Annotated in this window: 19 protein-coding genes and 1 pseudogene; all 20 read left to right on the plus strand. The window is 44.7% G+C overall.

The window, feature by feature from the left end; all coding sequences use genetic code 11:
• Positions 1–68: 68 nt before the first annotated feature.
• A pseudogene (locus CYJ37_RS27950) lies at positions 69–461 on the plus strand (PAS domain-containing protein); the annotation flags it as partial.
• A 48-nt stretch (positions 462–509) separates the two neighbouring features.
• Positions 510–1,004, plus strand: coding sequence for a methyl-accepting chemotaxis protein (locus tag CYJ37_RS27955; RefSeq protein ID WP_232217730.1), 495 nt, complete (start codon positions 510–512; stop codon positions 1,002–1,004).
• Positions 1,005–1,227: 223 nt separating this feature from the next.
• Entirely contained in the window at positions 1,228–1,884 is a 657-nt protein-coding gene (locus CYJ37_RS01515) for a helix-turn-helix transcriptional regulator (RefSeq protein WP_224951842.1), read from the plus strand.
• Between the two features lie 39 nt (positions 1,885–1,923).
• Entirely contained in the window at positions 1,924–2,967 is a 1,044-nt protein-coding gene (locus CYJ37_RS01520; RefSeq protein WP_101547621.1) for a PTS sugar transporter subunit IIC, read from the plus strand.
• Between the two features lie 29 nt (positions 2,968–2,996).
• The gene (gene sdaAB / locus CYJ37_RS01525) at positions 2,997–3,656 is read left to right on the plus strand and encodes an L-serine ammonia-lyase, iron-sulfur-dependent subunit beta (RefSeq protein ID WP_094767293.1); all 660 of its coding nucleotides are present in this window, start codon (positions 2,997–2,999) and stop codon (positions 3,654–3,656) included.
• A 26-nt stretch (positions 3,657–3,682) separates the two neighbouring features.
• On the plus strand, positions 3,683–4,555 hold the full coding sequence (gene sdaAA / locus CYJ37_RS01530) for an L-serine ammonia-lyase, iron-sulfur-dependent, subunit alpha (protein ID WP_009790789.1): 873 nt from the start codon (positions 3,683–3,685) through the stop codon (positions 4,553–4,555).
• 222 nt (positions 4,556–4,777) lie between these two features.
• Complete coding sequence (locus tag CYJ37_RS01535; RefSeq protein WP_101547622.1) at positions 4,778–5,830, plus strand: ArsR family transcriptional regulator; 1,053 nt, start codon at positions 4,778–4,780, stop codon at positions 5,828–5,830.
• Positions 5,831–5,843: 13 nt separating this feature from the next.
• Positions 5,844–6,560, plus strand: a complete 717-nt coding sequence (locus CYJ37_RS01540; protein WP_101547623.1) for a class I SAM-dependent methyltransferase — start codon at positions 5,844–5,846, stop codon at positions 6,558–6,560.
• A gap of 10 nt (positions 6,561–6,570) precedes the next feature.
• A complete protein-coding gene (locus tag CYJ37_RS01545) occupies positions 6,571–7,461 on the plus strand; it encodes a phosphotransferase family protein (protein WP_101547624.1) in 891 nt (296 codons plus the stop codon).
• 109 nt (positions 7,462–7,570) lie between these two features.
• Complete coding sequence (locus CYJ37_RS01550) at positions 7,571–8,518, plus strand: Gfo/Idh/MocA family protein (RefSeq protein ID WP_101547625.1); 948 nt, start codon at positions 7,571–7,573, stop codon at positions 8,516–8,518.
• A gap of 23 nt (positions 8,519–8,541) precedes the next feature.
• On the plus strand, positions 8,542–9,390 hold the full coding sequence (locus tag CYJ37_RS01555; RefSeq protein WP_101547626.1) for a GNAT family N-acetyltransferase: 849 nt from the start codon (positions 8,542–8,544) through the stop codon (positions 9,388–9,390).
• 59 nt (positions 9,391–9,449) lie between these two features.
• Positions 9,450–10,379: an aminoglycoside phosphotransferase family protein gene (locus tag CYJ37_RS01560; protein WP_101547627.1), complete on the plus strand. Its 930-nt coding sequence runs from the start codon at positions 9,450–9,452 to the stop codon at positions 10,377–10,379.
• A complete protein-coding gene (locus tag CYJ37_RS01565) occupies positions 10,370–10,816 on the plus strand; it encodes a GNAT family N-acetyltransferase (RefSeq protein ID WP_009790796.1) in 447 nt (148 codons plus the stop codon). Before CYJ37_RS01560 ends, CYJ37_RS01565 begins: the two co-directional genes overlap by 10 nt.
• A 146-nt stretch (positions 10,817–10,962) precedes the next feature.
• Entirely contained in the window at positions 10,963–11,370 is a 408-nt protein-coding gene (locus tag CYJ37_RS01570) for a GNAT family N-acetyltransferase (protein WP_101547628.1), read from the plus strand.
• A gap of 54 nt (positions 11,371–11,424) precedes the next feature.
• Positions 11,425–12,678, plus strand: a complete 1,254-nt coding sequence (locus CYJ37_RS01575) for an MFS transporter (RefSeq protein ID WP_148949579.1) — start codon at positions 11,425–11,427, stop codon at positions 12,676–12,678.
• A 140-nt stretch (positions 12,679–12,818) separates the two neighbouring features.
• The gene (locus CYJ37_RS01580; protein ID WP_257964153.1) at positions 12,819–13,304 is read left to right on the plus strand and encodes an ArsR/SmtB family transcription factor; all 486 of its coding nucleotides are present in this window, start codon (positions 12,819–12,821) and stop codon (positions 13,302–13,304) included.
• A gap of 17 nt (positions 13,305–13,321) precedes the next feature.
• Positions 13,322–14,578, plus strand: coding sequence for an MFS transporter (locus CYJ37_RS01585; RefSeq protein WP_101547631.1), 1,257 nt, complete (start codon positions 13,322–13,324; stop codon positions 14,576–14,578).
• A gap of 73 nt (positions 14,579–14,651) precedes the next feature.
• On the plus strand, positions 14,652–15,131 hold the full coding sequence (locus CYJ37_RS01590; RefSeq protein WP_101547632.1) for an NUDIX hydrolase: 480 nt from the start codon (positions 14,652–14,654) through the stop codon (positions 15,129–15,131).
• Position 15,132: 1 nt separating this feature from the next.
• Positions 15,133–15,612: an NUDIX hydrolase gene (locus CYJ37_RS01595; protein WP_101547633.1), complete on the plus strand. Its 480-nt coding sequence runs from the start codon at positions 15,133–15,135 to the stop codon at positions 15,610–15,612.
• Positions 15,613–15,674: 62 nt separating this feature from the next.
• Entirely contained in the window at positions 15,675–16,043 is a 369-nt protein-coding gene (locus CYJ37_RS01600) for a hypothetical protein (RefSeq protein WP_101547634.1), read from the plus strand.
• Positions 16,044–16,097: the final 54 nt, after the last annotated feature.

Consider the following 16,097-nt stretch of genomic DNA (forward strand, 5'->3'; position numbering starts at 1 on the left):
GCTGACATGCTTCCTCGGAGACTCTGCCGCAGAAGCATCGGCCTAAATATAAGGAGAAGAGGAAAAGCATGACATTGACTGTCCCAGCTAACAATATTCCAAGCACATCACAGGTTCTGGACGAGGGAGCCGTATTGGCTGCCATTGAAAGGTCACATGCGATGATTGAGTTCAGCCCGCAAGGCACTGTGCTATGGGCAAATCATCATTTTGCAAGTACCATGGAATATGATGTGAACGAAATGAAGGGCATGCATCACCGGAAATTTTGTACAGATGAATTTGCCAGCAGTCCCGCTTATTCTGTACTATGGAAAAACTTACGGAGCGGCAAAAGCTTTCAGGAAAAAATCCAGCGTGTGACGAAGAGAGGAAACCTGATTTGGCTTGAAGCTACATATACCCCAGTGAGAGATGAAGAAGGAAATGTCATCGCCGTGGTAAAACTGGCTACAAATATAAATGAAAGAGAAAGCAATACGGTTGCAGTTGCAAACGAACTCCAAAACATGGCGGGAGAGCTGCTAAATCGGGCCGAGCTCGGGATTACCAGGAGCGAAGAAGCTGCGGAAGCATCCGAGAAGCTTGCTGGAGATTCAAGAGAGAATCTGAAAATGCTGGATACTCTTAAAACGCAGGCACTGTCCATTGGCGATATTGTCAAAACAATCCGCGAAATAGCTGCCCAGACAAATCTTCTTGCACTCAATGCAGCCATCGAGGCAGCCCGTGCAGGCGAGCATGGGAGAGGGTTCAATGTTGTTGCCGGCGAGGTCAGAAAGCTTGCCACCAGGGTCCAGGAATCCATCGGTGAAGTGAACGCCCATATCGAAGGCATTTCAGGCGAGGTAAAAAATATCAGTGAAGCAACCAGGCAGTCAAGGGACGGAATTGAAAAAAGCAGGCTGCTGAACGAACAGGCAATGGCGGAATTCAAGGGCATAGAGAGTGCAGCCCGATCGCTTGATAGCAGGGCAAAGGCATTCAAGGACATTTTGAAGTAAGTAATTTAACGGAAAGAAGACCGGCTGCCTGCTGACAGGCAGCCGGTTTTAGCTGCCGAGAGTTTCTCGACAGCCTGAGAATTTCCATTGATGGAGATTCTTTTTCTTTTGAATGTTACAATTTTTTTGTAACGGTTAAAAAATTATTTTAACTTTATAGAATCTATGATATTATGAACCTGCGATAATTTGAAAGCGATTACAGGAATTGAGGTGCAATGCTGTGAAGGAGTCTGCTAAGCCTGTATTTGATTTAGCCTCGAGAACAGCAGACATGCTGGTTGCCATGTTCGGGAAGCGCTGTGAAGTAGCCGTCCATGATTTTTCGAGCCTGAAGAACTCGCTTGTGTATATAGCAGGCGACCTGACAGGCCGTCAGATCGGATCGCCTATTACAGATCTGGTGCTGAATGAATTGGCAAAGAAAAAAGATAAAGTTGATGACATCCCAAACTACCGCACACAGACAAAAAAAGGGGCGATTTTAAAATCCTCTACCATTTTCCTGAGAGATGGGGAGAATCATGTGGTCGGCGCCCTTTGCATCAATTATGACATTAGTCTATTCATGCAATTCGGAGGGGAAATAGAAGATTTTATTTCTATCCATTCGGGCGAAACAAAAGAAGAGAATTTTTATTCGTCTGTGCAGGACGTAATCCACGGGATGGTAGAACAGGTGCTTAACGGGTTTAAGAAATCTCCCTCTATCATGCAGCTGGAAGAAAAAGTAGAATGCGTCCGGCAGCTTGAGGAAAAAGGCGCCTTTTTAATAAAAGGAGCAACAGATTATGTAGCGAATGTACTGGGAGTTTCCAAGTTCACGGTCTACAACTATCTGCAGAAAATCCGCACCGAAAGTGAATTTCAAAAGCAGTGAACAGCAGCAGGACTATGACAGCTTAGAGGAGTGTTTGCAATGGAAATCTTAAAAGGAACAGTCTTATTATTAATTGTACTAGCCTTCTTTTCACTATTCAGCTTTAAAGCACCTAAAGGGATGAAAGCGATGGGGGCTCTTGCCAGTGCTGCAGTAGCTGCCTTTTTGGTAGAAGCTTTTCAGCGATATGTTGGGGGCGATCTCCTCGGGATTGCTTTCCTGGGGGAAGTAGGGGATGCAGCCGGGAGCATGGGCGGAGTTGCAGCTGCAGCACTCGTGGCGCTTGCAATCGGCGTCTCTCCGGTGTATGCTTTAATGCTTGGGGTATCTTGTGCCGGGCTCGGACTATTGCCTGGATTTATTGCAGGATATCTGGTAGCGTTTATTGTGAAAAAGATAGAAGAAAAAGTGCCTGCGGGCTTTGACTTAATTGTGACCATCATTGTGGCGGCGCCTTTAGTCAGGCTGATTGCCGTATATCTAAAGCCTGTTGTAGATGCTACACTATTGAATATCGGCGGTATCATTACAGAAACAGCCAGCAGCAGCCCGATTCTTATGGGCATCATACTCGGAGGAGTCATTACTGTCGTGGCAACAGCCCCATTAAGCTCCATGGCGCTTACAGCCATGCTGGGGCTGACCGGGGTTCCCATGGCCATCGGGGCACTCGCAGTGTTCGGCTCATCTTTCATGAACTATGTGCTGTTCAGCCGCTTAAAATTCGGTGACCGCAAGACAACGATTTCCGTAGCCATCGAGCCACTGACACAGGCACATATCATTTCAGCCAATCCAATTCCGGTGTATGTGACAAATTTCATTGGAGGCGCTGCTGCCGGCGTTATTGTTGCCTTGTCAGGCTTGATCAATAATGCGACAGGAACAGCGACTCCAATTGCCGGCCTGGCTGTTATGTATGGTTTTAATGACCCTGTAAAAGTGACAATCATTGCCCTATCATGTGCAGCTGCCGGAGCAGTCAGCGGCCTTGTTGGGTCAATCTTGTTTAAAAATTATAAAATAAGAACCGTAGCTGAACTAAAAGAAGGAAAAAACCAAAGTGTTCAGGAAGTTGCCTGAAAATCATCTGATATTGCGAGGGTTGCAAAATGAAATATAGATCTGCGTTTGATATTATTGGTCCGGTCATGATTGGTCCATCGAGCTCACATACTGCTGGTGCTGCACGCATCGGCAGGGTGGCAAGGACCCTTTTTGGAAACATGCCAAACAAAGCGGTCATTTCCCTGTACGGTTCATTCGCCAAAACATATAAAGGGCATGGAACAGATGTGGCCATTGTAGGCGGGCTTCTCGATTTCGACACATTCGATGAAAGGATTCCGCAGTCCTTGGGCCTGGCAAAGGAAGCCGGCCTTGACATTGAATTCAGAATAGAAGACACTGTCATGGACCATCCGAATACTGTATCCATTCACTTGACTGATGGTAAGCATGAGCTTGACCTGACAGGCATCTCCATCGGCGGTGGCACTATAGAAATTACAGAGCTTAACTCGTTCAAACTAAAGCTTTCTGGAAATCCTGCCATACTGGTCATCCACAACGACCAATTCGGCGCCATATCCGCTGTCACTCATGTACTGGCGATGCACCGGATCAATATCGGCCATATGGAAGTTTCCCGCAAAGAAAAGGGCCAGATGGCAATGATGGTCATTGAAGTGGATCAGCGCATCGATCTGGACGTGATCAGAGAATTGGAACAGCTTCCTAATATCACACAAATCATCAGAATGGCAGAATAGAAGATTAGGAGCCGGGAGGGAATACAATGTTATTTCGCAATGTAGCAGAAGTAGTCGAACTTGCCGAAAGCAAGGGCGTTAAAATAGCTGAAATCATGATTCAGCAGGAAATAGAAGTATCAGGGCGGACACGCGAGGAAATCATTGCCCAGATGGACCGTAACCTGACCGTAATGGAAGAAGCGGTCGAACGCGGCCTGAAAGGCGTCAAGTCGGTTTCCGGCCTTACAGGCGGAGACGCGGTCCTCTTGCAGAATTATATCAAAAGTGGAAAAGCTTTATCCGGAAACCTGCTGCTTGATGCTGTCAGCAAAGCGGTTGCCACCAACGAAGTCAATGCCGCAATGGGCGTCATCTGTGCCACACCGACAGCCGGATCAGCTGGTGTAGTGCCTGGCACCCTGTTCGCAGTAAAAGAAAAGCTGAACCCGACAAGGCAGGAAATGATTGAATTCCTGTTCACATCAGCAGCCTTTGGATTTGTTGTCGCCAACAATGCTTCCATTTCCGGAGCTGCCGGCGGGTGCCAGGCTGAAGTGGGCTCAGCGAGCGGAATGGCTGCGGCTGCCATTGTCGAGCTGGCAGGGGGAACTCCTTCCCAGGCAGCAGAGGCTATGGCCATCACCTTGAAGAATATGCTCGGCCTTGTCTGCGACCCAGTTGCAGGTCTGGTTGAAGTCCCATGTGTAAAAAGAAACGCTATGGGAGCATCGAACGCCATGACGGCTGCAGACATGGCTCTTGCCGGCATCACCAGCCGGATTCCATGCGATGAAGTCATCATTGCTATGTATAAAATCGGACTGACAATGCCATCCTCACTGCGTGAAACAGCAGAGGGCGGGCTTGCCGCCACTCCAACAGGAAAAAGGCTGCAGGCCGAAATATTTGGAAAATAATATGCTGGAGAAATCCTCTGCTTTTATAAGCGGGGGATTTTTTTGTTTTATAACCGTAATTAAAGGTAGGTAAGCAAGCGGAATGGTCATCAAATATTTAAAAAAACATTCCTTGTTGAAAACAAATAAAACTTTCTGAAAAATTAAGATCATTTGTAGATATTATGCTATTATGTAATTACGTAATAACATAAAAGGTGATGCGGAACTACGGAGGTCATTATGCCATTCAAAGAAGAACTTAACCATATCAAGCAGCAGCTGGAGATTCTTATAAAGAAAGCAGACAGCATAGATGCAGTTTCTTTGATCCAAGAAAGTGAAGAAGAGAGCCTGTTTACCAGTATCTCCTATAGAGGGACAATAACAACCGATGAAGGAAGGAGAAAATGGAGGCCGGCGTCCAAAACCCTCGGGGAAGTGCTGGCGCCAGACAGCGGCAGCCTTGCGAATATTCTCTCCTCTCTTGGCCACAAACAAAGAATAGAAATAATCAAGTCTCTCCTGCAGGAGCCGAAGAATGCAGCGGAATTAGTCAAAGAACTCGGGATGGGGACGACCGGCCAGCTCTACCACCACATGAAGCCGCTGCTGCATGCCGGCATTATTGAACAGAAGGAAAGGGGAGGAAGCTATTCAATCGCAGGCGATAAAATTCTTCCAATACTTCTCCAGTTGGCTGGCGCAGCAGAAATGTTTGAGAGCAGCCGCTATTCAGCACTGGAAGCGCTTAGGGAAGAACCAGAAAAAATGGACATGAAAACTGAAGGAGATTTTGACGCAAACATATTGCTGTTTTCACTCATCCATCACGCAGTCCAGGAGCATGAAGCAGGTTTCGCGTCCAGAATAAATATATACCTGCATAGTGATGGAAGTGCGACTGTTTCCGATGATGGCCGCGGCATCCCGGTTTCCCTGCTGGAGGGAACCTCCATGAGCAGGCTGCAGGACGTGCTGACAGATGTTGAGAAAAACTATCTGGAAGATTCATCGAATGAAAGAGCCGGTATTCCTGTTGCGGCAATCAACGCTTTTTCAGAAAAGCTGACAGTCCTGATCAAAAAGGACACGATGATTTACAGTCAGGAATATCAATATGGCAAGGCTCTTACCCGGGTGGTTCCTATAGGGGAAACAAATGAAACGGGAACGAGCATCACCTTTCTGCCGGATAAAAAAGTGTTTAAGAGTGGATTTAATGCTGCAAAGCTGGAGGGAAAAATAAACGAGCTGCAGGGACTTTACCCAGATTTATTAGTGTCTCTGCAATGAAGGGGGAAGAAAGATGTCTGGCTTAGAAACGATTAGAACAGCAGAAGATGTAATGAACATGCTGGATCTCCTGCTTAAAGAGAAAACTTCATTTCAATGGGACCAATTTTATGAAAGAAGGGAAAACCATGTCCCATTTTTCAGGAATGTTCCTGATGAGAATTTGGCTGCATATTTCAATAAGGGACAGGTGAGAGCAGGCAGGGTGCTGGAACTCGGCTGCGGACCAGGAAGGAACGCCATTTACATGGCAGAAAGAGGGTGCACGGTGGATGCTGTAGATTCTTCTAAAGAAGCACTGAATTGGGCAAGGGAGAGAACGAGGGAGAATCTTGCGAATATACGTTTCATTGAAGCGGATATTTTCCAGCTGGACCAGAGCTTTGCCGGATACGATTTTATTTACGATTCAGGCTGCTTTCACCATATCCCGCCGCATCGGAGAGCCGATTACTTTGCCATCTTGCGTGACAGGCTGAAGCCAAATGGCTTTTTTGCGCTAACATGCTTTGAAAAAAACGGTGAGCTGGGCGGCTCGTCTCAATCAGACTGGGATGTCTATAGAGAACGCAGCATGAAGGGCGGACTCGGCTTCACAGAGGAAAAACTCCTCCATTTATTCAGCGATTACAGAGCAGTTGAAATCAGACCGATGAAAAAGAAGAACGGGGATGATGCAGAGTTCGGTGTTTCCGGCCTGCTGACTGCGCTTTTTCAAAAGAAAGAATAGGAGACCTGCTATGGATGAGAGAATAAAAGGATTATTAAAGAATGTACAGGAAGAATGCGAAGGAAGAACCCACATTTCAGATATTGAACCATTTGCTTTTGGTGTTGAAAATTGCGTGTTCAAGGGCTATTCACCTGAGTGGGGAAAGGTAGCCATCCGGACTCCCTGGTCCCGGCAGATTGATAGGGAAACAGATACCATCAGCGATTCAAGGGTGGGATTGCTGAAAGAGTATGCATTGACTGGCCATGGCAGAAAGTATGGCCTGCCGGTGCCGGCCATCTGCCATCTGCACCTTGGTGAAACAGCAGATTTTCTGGTTCAGGAATTTGTGGAGGGAGATCAGAGTGTCTCCATTGAAGAAATAGGAAGAATTGCAATGGAGCTGCACAGCATTGAAATCTTGCCTGAGACCGGCATCTCTGAGCAGGATGTACACCAGTCATTGGCTGAGAGGATAGCCATCAGGGCAAAAGCAGCTGAAAGGGTTTTAAAGTGCAGTCTGCCGCTGCCTGACCCGGAAGATATTTTCGGAATCTTATCTTCATTCAAGCATAAAAAGCGGCTGCTGCATATGGATCTGAGGCCGGAAAACCTTATTTTCCAAAAAGGAAAGGCGGCTGCTGTCATCGACTGGACAAATGCGCTGATTGGAGATCCTGTCCTGGAGCTTATGAGAATAAAAGATTATGGGCTTCTGACAGATGAATTTATCCTGGGATATGCAGGGGCGGAGTTGGAAATAGCAAGGGTGCCAGAGGCTGTTCAGTATCTTTATCAGTTTGATACAGCCGCAATGCTTGCCGTGTTATTTCATACTGAAAGCATTGATCCAAAACAGGGGGAAGCAGCGGGGCTAAGAGTTAAGGAGCTTCATAGAAGAATAGCCTATCTATTGTAGTTTATAATATTATTATGTAAACTACAAAGGCTCAAACATTCCAATCCCCATTTCAGCCGCAATAAGCTATAATAGAAATTGTCAAAAGATTAGAAATAGGAGTGTTAGCATGTCTAAAAATGTGGGGATTATCGGACTCGGTGCCATCGGAGAGAGAGTGCTGAGAAATTTTCAGTATAATGAAGGAACAAGAGTCGCAGCACTTTGCGATACGAACGAAACCCGGCTCGAAGCTCTTAAAAGCGAACTAGGGGAAGTTGCTTTGTACAGCAACTATGAGGAACTATTAAATAATGAAGAAATCGAACTAGTATACATAGCCGTGCCTCCAAAATTCCACCATCAGATCGCTTTGGATGCAATTAAAAAAGGAAAACATATTCTTTGTGAAAAGCCGCTTGCCAATTCAATTGAGGAAGCAAAGGAAATGGCAGAGGCTGCAGAGGCGGCCGGCATCGTCAATGCAATCAATTTTCCAATGATGTACAGCAATGTGTTCCGCCTTTTCAAGGAAAAAGCAGCAGATGGGTCGCTCGGTGAAATTAAGCGTGTGGAAGTAAATCTTCATTTCACTGAATGGCCAAGGAAATGGCAGAAGAATAATTGGATCGCCGGCAGGGAGCAGGGCGGATTCATCCGCGAAGTCGGGCCGCACTATATCCAAATGATCATGGACGTTTTCGGCGATATTAAGGATGTCCGTTCCTTTGTTGACTATCCTGAAGATACGGATTTATGCGAGACAGGTTTTGTGGCAGTAATGACGGCTGGCGAGAATATTCCTGTCGTCTTCAACGGTGCGAGCGGGATCGGCCAGCAGGAAAAGATTTCTTTCAAGATTTTTGGAGAAAAAGGGACCATTGATCTGCAAAACTGGAGCCAGCTTGCTGAAAGCACGATTGATGCTGAAGCAGAAATGCTGCCTGTCGAGCGTGAAAATGATATGGATCTTGTCAGCGAAATCTGCCATAGCATTGATGGGGGAAAAGCAAGGATAGTCAGCTTTAATCAAGGATACAAAGTGCAGGAAGTCCTTGAGCAGCTGCTGAATACATAATTAAAGGACTTGGGGGAAGCAGAATGGGTCTGCGTTTTACTATATATGAAAACCCGCAGGAATTTCTGCAGAGAACAGAAAGGTTCCTGCTTAAACGTGAAGCTGAAAACAATCTTCCGCTTGGGCTGCTGTACCAGGCTGCAGAACCTGACAGCCCTTATAAAAATCCCTTCCTAGCATTGGCAGAAAGGGAGGCAGAAATCATAGCAGCACTGATCATGACACCGCCGCACTATCTGATATGGTCTGCAGGAGACATTCCTGATGAAGCGGCTGCTTTGGTCCTGCGCGAGTTTTTTGAAAGAAACATATCTTTTCCCGGAATCGTGGCACCAAAGGAAACAGCGCGGAAGGCTGAAGCGGAATGGAAGAAATTGACCGGTGCAGGCAGCGAAACTGTGATGGATCAGAGGATTTATATCCTGGAGAAAGTGAACGATCTTCCATATGCAGGCGGAACATTGGCACTGGCTTCTGAAAAGGATGAGGAGCTCGCTGCAGGCTGGATATCCGATTTCAGCAGAGCCACTCCTGAAAATACCCTGAGCATAGAAGAGGGAAGGAAAAAGGCGCGGCAGTTTATCTCGGAAAGATCCCTTTATTTATGGCTAAAGGATGGCAGGCCGGTTTCCATGGCGAAAAAAGCAAGGCCAACCAAACATGGTGTTGTTGTCAATCTCGTCTATACGCCTGATGAGGAGCGGAAGAAAGGCTATGCTTCGGCCTGTGTGGCGGCATTGAGCAGGGAATTGCTGAAATCCTATAAGTTTTGCTCACTCTACACAGATTTAGCCAATCCAACCTCCAATCATATCTACCAGGAAATCGGCTATAAGCCGGCAGCTGATTCTGTGATGCTGAAGTGGGTTTAAATTGAAAACGGAAGGCCAAATCACGGAGATTTGGCCTTTTTATCATCGGAGGTGACAGGATGCTGGAAAGGCTGGCAGAGGAAATACCGCTGCTCAAGAAGAGCATCGGAATTGTCCGTTTACAGAAAGGATTTTCACAAGATGAGAAGTATATGGTTTCTTTGGATAAAAGCAAATTACTTCTGAGGCTCTTTGATTTGTCAGGACTTCCATCAAAAAGACAAGAGTTCACGATTTTAGAAAAAATGCATGGTTATGCTATCCCCTGCTCCCAGCCAGTAGAGATTGGCGAAGCAGGAGGGAGAGGATATATGATCACCACCTTTATCGAGGGGAAGGATGCGGAGGAAGAAATAAAGCTCCTTTCTGATCAGGATCAGTATGCAATAGGGTTAGAGGCCGGAAGTCAATTGAGGAAAATGCATCAGCTTCATGCTCCTGAAGGAATGCCTTCCTGGTATAAAAGGAAAGCAGAAAAGCATAAGAAGTATATGGAAGCATATTCTTCATGCGGTGTAAAAATCAAACATGATGATAAAATCATCCAGTTTATTGAAAAAAACCTTCACAGGATGAAAAAACGTCCCAGCCTTTTTCAGCATGATGACTACCATCCTGGTAACCTGATTATTCAAAATAAAAGGCTGGCCGGCATTATTGACTTTAACCGGTTTGACTGGGGAGATCCGATACATGAATTTCTAAAAATCGGCATCTTCAGCCGTAATATAAGCATTCCTTTTTCAATTGGCCAAATAAAAGGCTACCATGATCAGGAAGAACCGGGAGAGGCGTTTTGGACCTTATATTCCGTTTATCTGGGAATGTGTGCTTTTTCCACGGTTATCTGGACATTAAAACATACCCCTGAAAACCTTGAGGGGATGATGGAAAAAGTGTATCTGTTTTTGGAAGACCATGATTATTTTTCTAAAATGAGGCCTAAGTGGTACGATTTGCATCAGGGGGGACAGCGCCAGTGGAAGTAAACTATCAAATTTATGCCGGAATGCCAAAACAGGAAATGCTGGACAAAATCCTTCCATTGCATGCTTCCATTTTCGGGGAATCGGGCCAGCTGGAAAGTAAGATGGCTGATAAGCCTAAGCTGCTTGTTGCAGTTGCTGCCTGTCAAGAACGGGTAATTGGCTACAAGATGGGCTATGAATTAGAGGAGAGCAAGTTTTACAGCTGGCTCGGCGGTGTTGATGAGGAGTTCAGAGGAAGTGGAATTGCTTCCAGGCTGATGGAGATGCAGCATGAATATATCAAGCGGCGGGGGTACAGGCTGGTCCGGACAAAAACGATGAACAAGTGGCGGGACATGCTGATCCTGAACATAAAGCACGGATTTGATGTAATGGAAACATACATAGATGAAAAAGGGATGCATAAAATCATCCTTGAGAAAAAGCTGCGGGACTAGCAAAATTATTTATGGAAGAAAAAGGTTTTGGCTGTTTTTTGTCGAAATATTCCTTATTACACATTTCGGAGGTAGACAGTGTTCTTATTATTTTATTGAGATCCGGGAAATCAACATACCTAATAAATGACAGGAGTTGAATTCTTATGATCTATACATCTTCCTTAAAGGGCATTTCATCTGACATGCTGAATGGTTTTTTTGCAGATTGGCCGAATCCTCCCTCCCCGGACACGCATCTGAAATTGCTGGAAAACAGCTTTAAAGTGATCCTTGCCATTGATGAAAAAGCGGAGCAGGCAGCCGGCTTCATCACTGCCATCAGTGACAATGTTCTATCTGCGTATATCCCATTGCTCGAAGTCCTCCCGGAATATCAGCACCAAGGGATAGGAAAAGAGCTGTTAAACAGGATGCTTAAAGAACTTGATGGCCTTTATATGATTGATCTGCTTTGTGATGATTCCCATGCTCCGTTCTATGAGAAGGCGGGAATGACTAGGGCCGGCGGAATGGTATTCAGAAATTATGAGAGGCAATCAGGTGTAGAATAGGGGGAGCACAGGGGTATACTCTGTGCTTTTTTCTAAATGAGCGAGGAGAAATATATGAAACAATTTTTATCTTTTGATGTAACCATCCGGGTAAGAATGCTATTGAAATTTTTCACCGTGCTTGCTCATACGATGGTCATGCCTTACACGGTTGTCTATTTTGCAGCGAAAATTGGCCCTTCTTTAACAACTATGATGATTATCATCATTGGAATCATTAGTATCATAGGATATCTTTTAGGCGGACAAGCAGCTGACCGGATCGGACGGAAAAGAGTCATCATCACCAGTGAAATGATGACTGGAATCGGCTTTTTAATTGTGTACTGTTTTGATTCACTCCACCATTTTTACGCCATTCCCATTGTAGTTGCATTCAGCTTTATTTATTTCTTTGAAAGTGCCTCAAATCCCGCCTATTCTGCTTTGATCATTGATGCGAGCAATGAGAAGGACAGAAAAATCATCTATACCTACTTTATGTGGATTACAAGTACTGCATTTGCCGGCGGAAGCTTATTGGGCGGATTCTTTTTTGAAAATCATTCTTCCATGCTGTTCTTTATAGTTGGCCTGACTTCCATATTATCCGCTGTATTGACCTCCCTGCTGATAAAAGACATTCCTCTTAAAGCTGCTGATGCAATCACTGAGCTGCCAGCCGCACCGGCAAAGAAACTAAGTATTTTTGCCTCACAATTATTTCTTTTCTTATGCATAGGACAGCTGCTTATCAATATATTGAAAGAACAATTCCCCAATTATTTAAGCATCAGGATCGTGTCAAAATATCCTGTTGGGGATATTGATATTTCAGGATACAAGATGATCGGCTATTTAAATCTGGAAGAAACGATCATCATCACCATAGCAGCAGGCTTCATATTCAAACTGACCAAAAGGCTTTCGGAAAAAATGTCCCTCATGCTGGGCTTGCTGCTTTTTGTACTGGGCTATATCTGCCTAAGCTATTTCATTCATCCAGCCCTCTTAATGCTGGGTATGCTTTTCATTTCTGCCGGCGGGCTCATCTATCTGCCAACCCTTCAGGCCATCACCGCTAAATCGCTTCCTGCCCATTCAAGAGGAAAGCATCTATCAGTCCTTGGACTGGTGGGGGCGGTTGGAGGGATGATCTCCAGTTTATTTATCTGGGCAATGGCATATATACCGGAAATAGGGATTACTTTTATTTTTGTAGGAATGGGGATTTTTTTGGTGGGGGTTTATTGGAGGGTTTATCATTTTGCCTATTCTGAGAATGTCCAAGAGCGTGTAGAAAAGAAAACTGTTTTTAGTGTGGAGTGAATATTTTGACTGCCTGTTTTTGGAAAAAACTTTACAAATGAAATTTTTTCCAGTAAGGTAGTCTTAAAAGATAATCTAATTTTTTAGATTGATTTAATTTTTTAGAATGAGAGTGGGTTTTCATGGAAAAGAAGGATAAAATGCCTCATCAAATTTCTGTTGAGCAGTCCAAGTTATTAGGAAATGCTTTGCGCATCAAGATTATAAGCGTTCTGCAGGAGAAGCCGCTTACTTCTAAGCAAGTATCCGAGTTATTAGGAAACTCACCAGGAAGTGTTCATTACCACATTCAAAAGCTGAATGAAGGAGGCCTGATCGAGCTTGTCGAAACCAAAGTTTCAGGAGGGATTATTGAAAAGTATTATAAAGCGAAATCGAAATGGTATCAGGCAAAAGGCGGCATTGAGCTGGATTCGGCTTTAAGTGCAGAAAATGATCAAGGCTATTCTACGAATCTGAGCCTGCGGCTATTTCTAAAAGAAGAAGATAGAGATAGATTCCTTGAAGATGTTAAAAACCTGCTTGAAAAGTGGGTCAAAAACTCGGACCTCAGCAATGTAGATGAAATGCAGGAATATGCAGTTGGATTAAGGCTGGTGGAAGCCTTGAAGAAAGAAGATCATTAAGATAGGAGAATCCGGCGATGGGGATATTTAAGAATAAGAACTTTACATTGCTGTTTTTAGGCAGAATTGTTTCCAATATCGGAGACAGTCTGTATGCTGTTGCCGCTATGTGGCTGGTATACGATTTGGGCGGATCGACTTTTTATACTGGACTTGCAGGATTTCTATCTTTTTTCCCCAGGATTGTTCAACTCCTTGCAGGCCCGTTCGTAGACCGTATTCCCATCAGGTCCTTGTTGGTATACTCCCAGCTAATTCAAGCAGTATTGCTTCTGATTGTTCCTATCGCTTCTTATTTTGATCATCTTACTGTTGCACTTGTTTTAATAATCACTCCTATATTAACCACAATGAATATGTTCATGTTTCCCGCCCAGATGGCTGCATTGCCGACATTCGTTGAGGAAAAAGATTTAAGCAGAGGAAATTCTCTATTTACTTTAGCCTATCAAGGAATTGACATTGCATGCAACGCGGTGTCAGGTATTCTGATCGTTATGGCTGGAGCGATTACTATTTATGTTCTAGATGCTGCGGCATTTTTGTTGGGAGCCTATGTTTTTTCCTTGATTCAAATACCAAGTAAAAAAGCTGTTCCAGTTATTACAGAAACTAAACCGAAATATTTTTCCGAGCTAAAAGATGGTGTGAGAATGATCCTTTTTACCCCCCTGGCAAGACTGCTGTACGGGATTATACTTGTAAATCTGGCAATGGGGGCTACATTTGTTGTTCTCCCTGCTTTTGGAAAAATAATGGGTGGTGCTGAAACCTATGGACTGCTTCTGACCGCCCAGGCAATCGGAAGCCTTGCAGGCGCAATGGCAGCTCCTTACATAAAGCTGGATTATATTCCAATCGGAAAATTATATGCTGCTGCTTTTTGCCTAAGCGGAATCGCCTGGGGGCTGTCTATTTTCTCCTCATGGAATTGGCTGGCAATTGGGCTTTTCGGCCTTGCTTTTATACCCGGTGCTGTTACCAATATTGCGATCAACACAGTTATTCAAAAAGCTATCCCCGAAAAGCTGCTTGGGAGGGTATTTTCAGCCGTGATGAGCTTAAGCGGAATCGCTTTTCCACTTGGAGGCTTGGCTGGAGGAACTTTGGGTGTCGTTATTGGTGCTGAATTAATCATATTGATCAGCGGTATCATAACCTTTCTTACAGGAATCGCCTGGATCATAGATCCTGTGACAAGGAAGCTGCCGCCTTCAAAGGAGATTGATTCTACTGTTTTTGAGGTGGGGAAGGTGGTTGGATATGGAGCGTAGCTCAATGTACCGCGATTTTTTACAAAATGGAAGAACTGGTTAAAATAGACCGGATTTTGGGAGGAATTTAATAATGCAAGGAGTTCCTATAAGATGCACAGGCATTGCAGCAATCTTAATTAAAAAGCTCGAGAAGGAAAGCAAGGTATTACTTTTAAAGAGAGCCGGAACTGTGCTGCCGGATGCCTGGTGCTATATTGGCGGCAGCATAGAGGAAGGGGAAACCGCCTGGAAAGCGGCTTTAAGAGAGATAAAAGAAGAGACAGGCATCTCGCTGCCCTATCTTTATGTATCCAACCAATATGATCAGATATACTCTGCGAAAGACAATTATATTTACATGGCGCCTGTTTTTGTCGGCTATGTTCCGGAGCATCAGGAAGTTATCTTAAATCATGAACATTCAGCTTATAGATGGATGTCATTTGCGGAAGCGATTGAAACCGCCTCATTGCCGGGGAATGATGCGGTTTTGATGAGTGTGGAAAGACACTTTGCTAAAAAGAGTCCTCCTGACTTTTTACGTGCAGGCAAACTGGTGGTAGCCCGCTGATATGAAATCAAAAATGCACCGGGCTTATGGTGTGTATGGCCTCTTTTTCAAGAAAAACAAACTCCTGGTGATAAACAAAAAAGGCGGTCCATACACCAATCGCTATGATCTGCCGGGAGGAAGCCTTGAGGATTCAGAAAGCCTGGCTATGGCTTTAAGGAGAGAGTTTCTTGAAGAAACAGGCTTAGAGATAGAAATCATCCGGAATATCGGCGTTATTGATTTCATGCTTCCTTGGGGTTGGAAGGAATATACCCATGTGCATCATATCTGTGTTTTTTATGAAGTCGAGGGGACTGGCAGACTGACTCAGCCGCTGGAGTTTGATGGTCAGGATTCGCTTGGAGCCTTGTGGATTACTGAGCATGAAGCAGGCTTGGACAGTGCTTCACCATTGGTGCTCAAAGCTTTTGAATGGCTTAGGACTGAAAAGCTGAGTGTTGATGCAGAGTGTTATGATGAGTGGGAAGTGAAGGGCTAGTCGAAAAATCTTGAAGTAACCTCTTGAATGGAAAAACGTCTAACCTATTAGAGGTGATTTTTTTGAAAAAAAGACTCCTGATTATTTTGGCGGCATTTGTTCTTTTAGCCGGCTGGAACCTGTGGCCGGAGAAGGTTGAGAAAGTGGAAGTGTATAAGATGCATGCATCAGAAGGGGAAAAGTCCATTACAATTTCCGACTCTAAATCAGTCCAGATATTTAGGAATGCCTTCAGGAACGCTAAGAAACAACCTGGTATCGCAGATGTGGCGGAGCCGGATTACAAAGTAGCTATGGGGAATAAGATTTATTTTCTCTGGATTGGTGAAGGTCATGGGACAATTATGAATATTGATGATACACATAAAATCTATGCACTTTCCCGTCGGTCCGTTGATAAGATTGGGAGAGTGTTAAGCAGGCAGGAGTAGGTTCTTATTTTCTTTAGCTGAGTACAAACAGATATAGCTGTTAGCAGGTAAGGA

The organism is Bacillus sp. UMB0728 (genome assembly GCF_002858875.1).
Classification (GTDB): Bacteria; Bacillota; Bacilli; order Bacillales; family Cytobacillaceae; genus Bacillus_AB; species Bacillus_AB infantis.

Bases quoted from the DNA above. Each gene is read 5' to 3' on its own strand.
- CYJ37_RS27955 (WP_232217730.1), top strand. From the start codon at position 510: ATGGCGGGAGAGCTGCTAAATCGGGCCGAGCTCGGGATTACCAGGAGC.
- CYJ37_RS01520 (WP_101547621.1), top strand. From the start codon at position 1,924: ATGGAAATCTTAAAAGGAACAGTCTTATTATTAATTGTACTAGCCTTC.
- sdaAB (WP_094767293.1), top strand. From the start codon at position 2,997: ATGAAATATAGATCTGCGTTTGATATTATTGGTCCGGTCATGATTGGT.
- sdaAA (WP_009790789.1), top strand. From the start codon at position 3,683: ATGTTATTTCGCAATGTAGCAGAAGTAGTCGAACTTGCCGAAAGCAAG.
- CYJ37_RS01535 (WP_101547622.1), top strand. From the start codon at position 4,778: ATGCCATTCAAAGAAGAACTTAACCATATCAAGCAGCAGCTGGAGATT.
- CYJ37_RS01540 (WP_101547623.1), top strand. From the start codon at position 5,844: ATGTCTGGCTTAGAAACGATTAGAACAGCAGAAGATGTAATGAACATG.
- CYJ37_RS01545 (WP_101547624.1), top strand. From the start codon at position 6,571: ATGGATGAGAGAATAAAAGGATTATTAAAGAATGTACAGGAAGAATGC.
- CYJ37_RS01550 (WP_101547625.1), top strand. From the start codon at position 7,571: ATGTCTAAAAATGTGGGGATTATCGGACTCGGTGCCATCGGAGAGAGA.
- CYJ37_RS01555 (WP_101547626.1), top strand. From the start codon at position 8,542: ATGGGTCTGCGTTTTACTATATATGAAAACCCGCAGGAATTTCTGCAG.
- CYJ37_RS01560 (WP_101547627.1), top strand. From the start codon at position 9,450: ATGCTGGAAAGGCTGGCAGAGGAAATACCGCTGCTCAAGAAGAGCATC.
- CYJ37_RS01570 (WP_101547628.1), top strand. From the start codon at position 10,963: ATGATCTATACATCTTCCTTAAAGGGCATTTCATCTGACATGCTGAAT.
- CYJ37_RS01575 (WP_148949579.1), top strand. From the start codon at position 11,425: ATGAAACAATTTTTATCTTTTGATGTAACCATCCGGGTAAGAATGCTA.
- CYJ37_RS01580 (WP_257964153.1), top strand. From the start codon at position 12,819: ATGCCTCATCAAATTTCTGTTGAGCAGTCCAAGTTATTAGGAAATGCT.
- CYJ37_RS01585 (WP_101547631.1), top strand. From the start codon at position 13,322: ATGGGGATATTTAAGAATAAGAACTTTACATTGCTGTTTTTAGGCAGA.
- CYJ37_RS01590 (WP_101547632.1), top strand. From the start codon at position 14,652: ATGCAAGGAGTTCCTATAAGATGCACAGGCATTGCAGCAATCTTAATT.
- CYJ37_RS01595 (WP_101547633.1), top strand. From the start codon at position 15,133: ATGAAATCAAAAATGCACCGGGCTTATGGTGTGTATGGCCTCTTTTTC.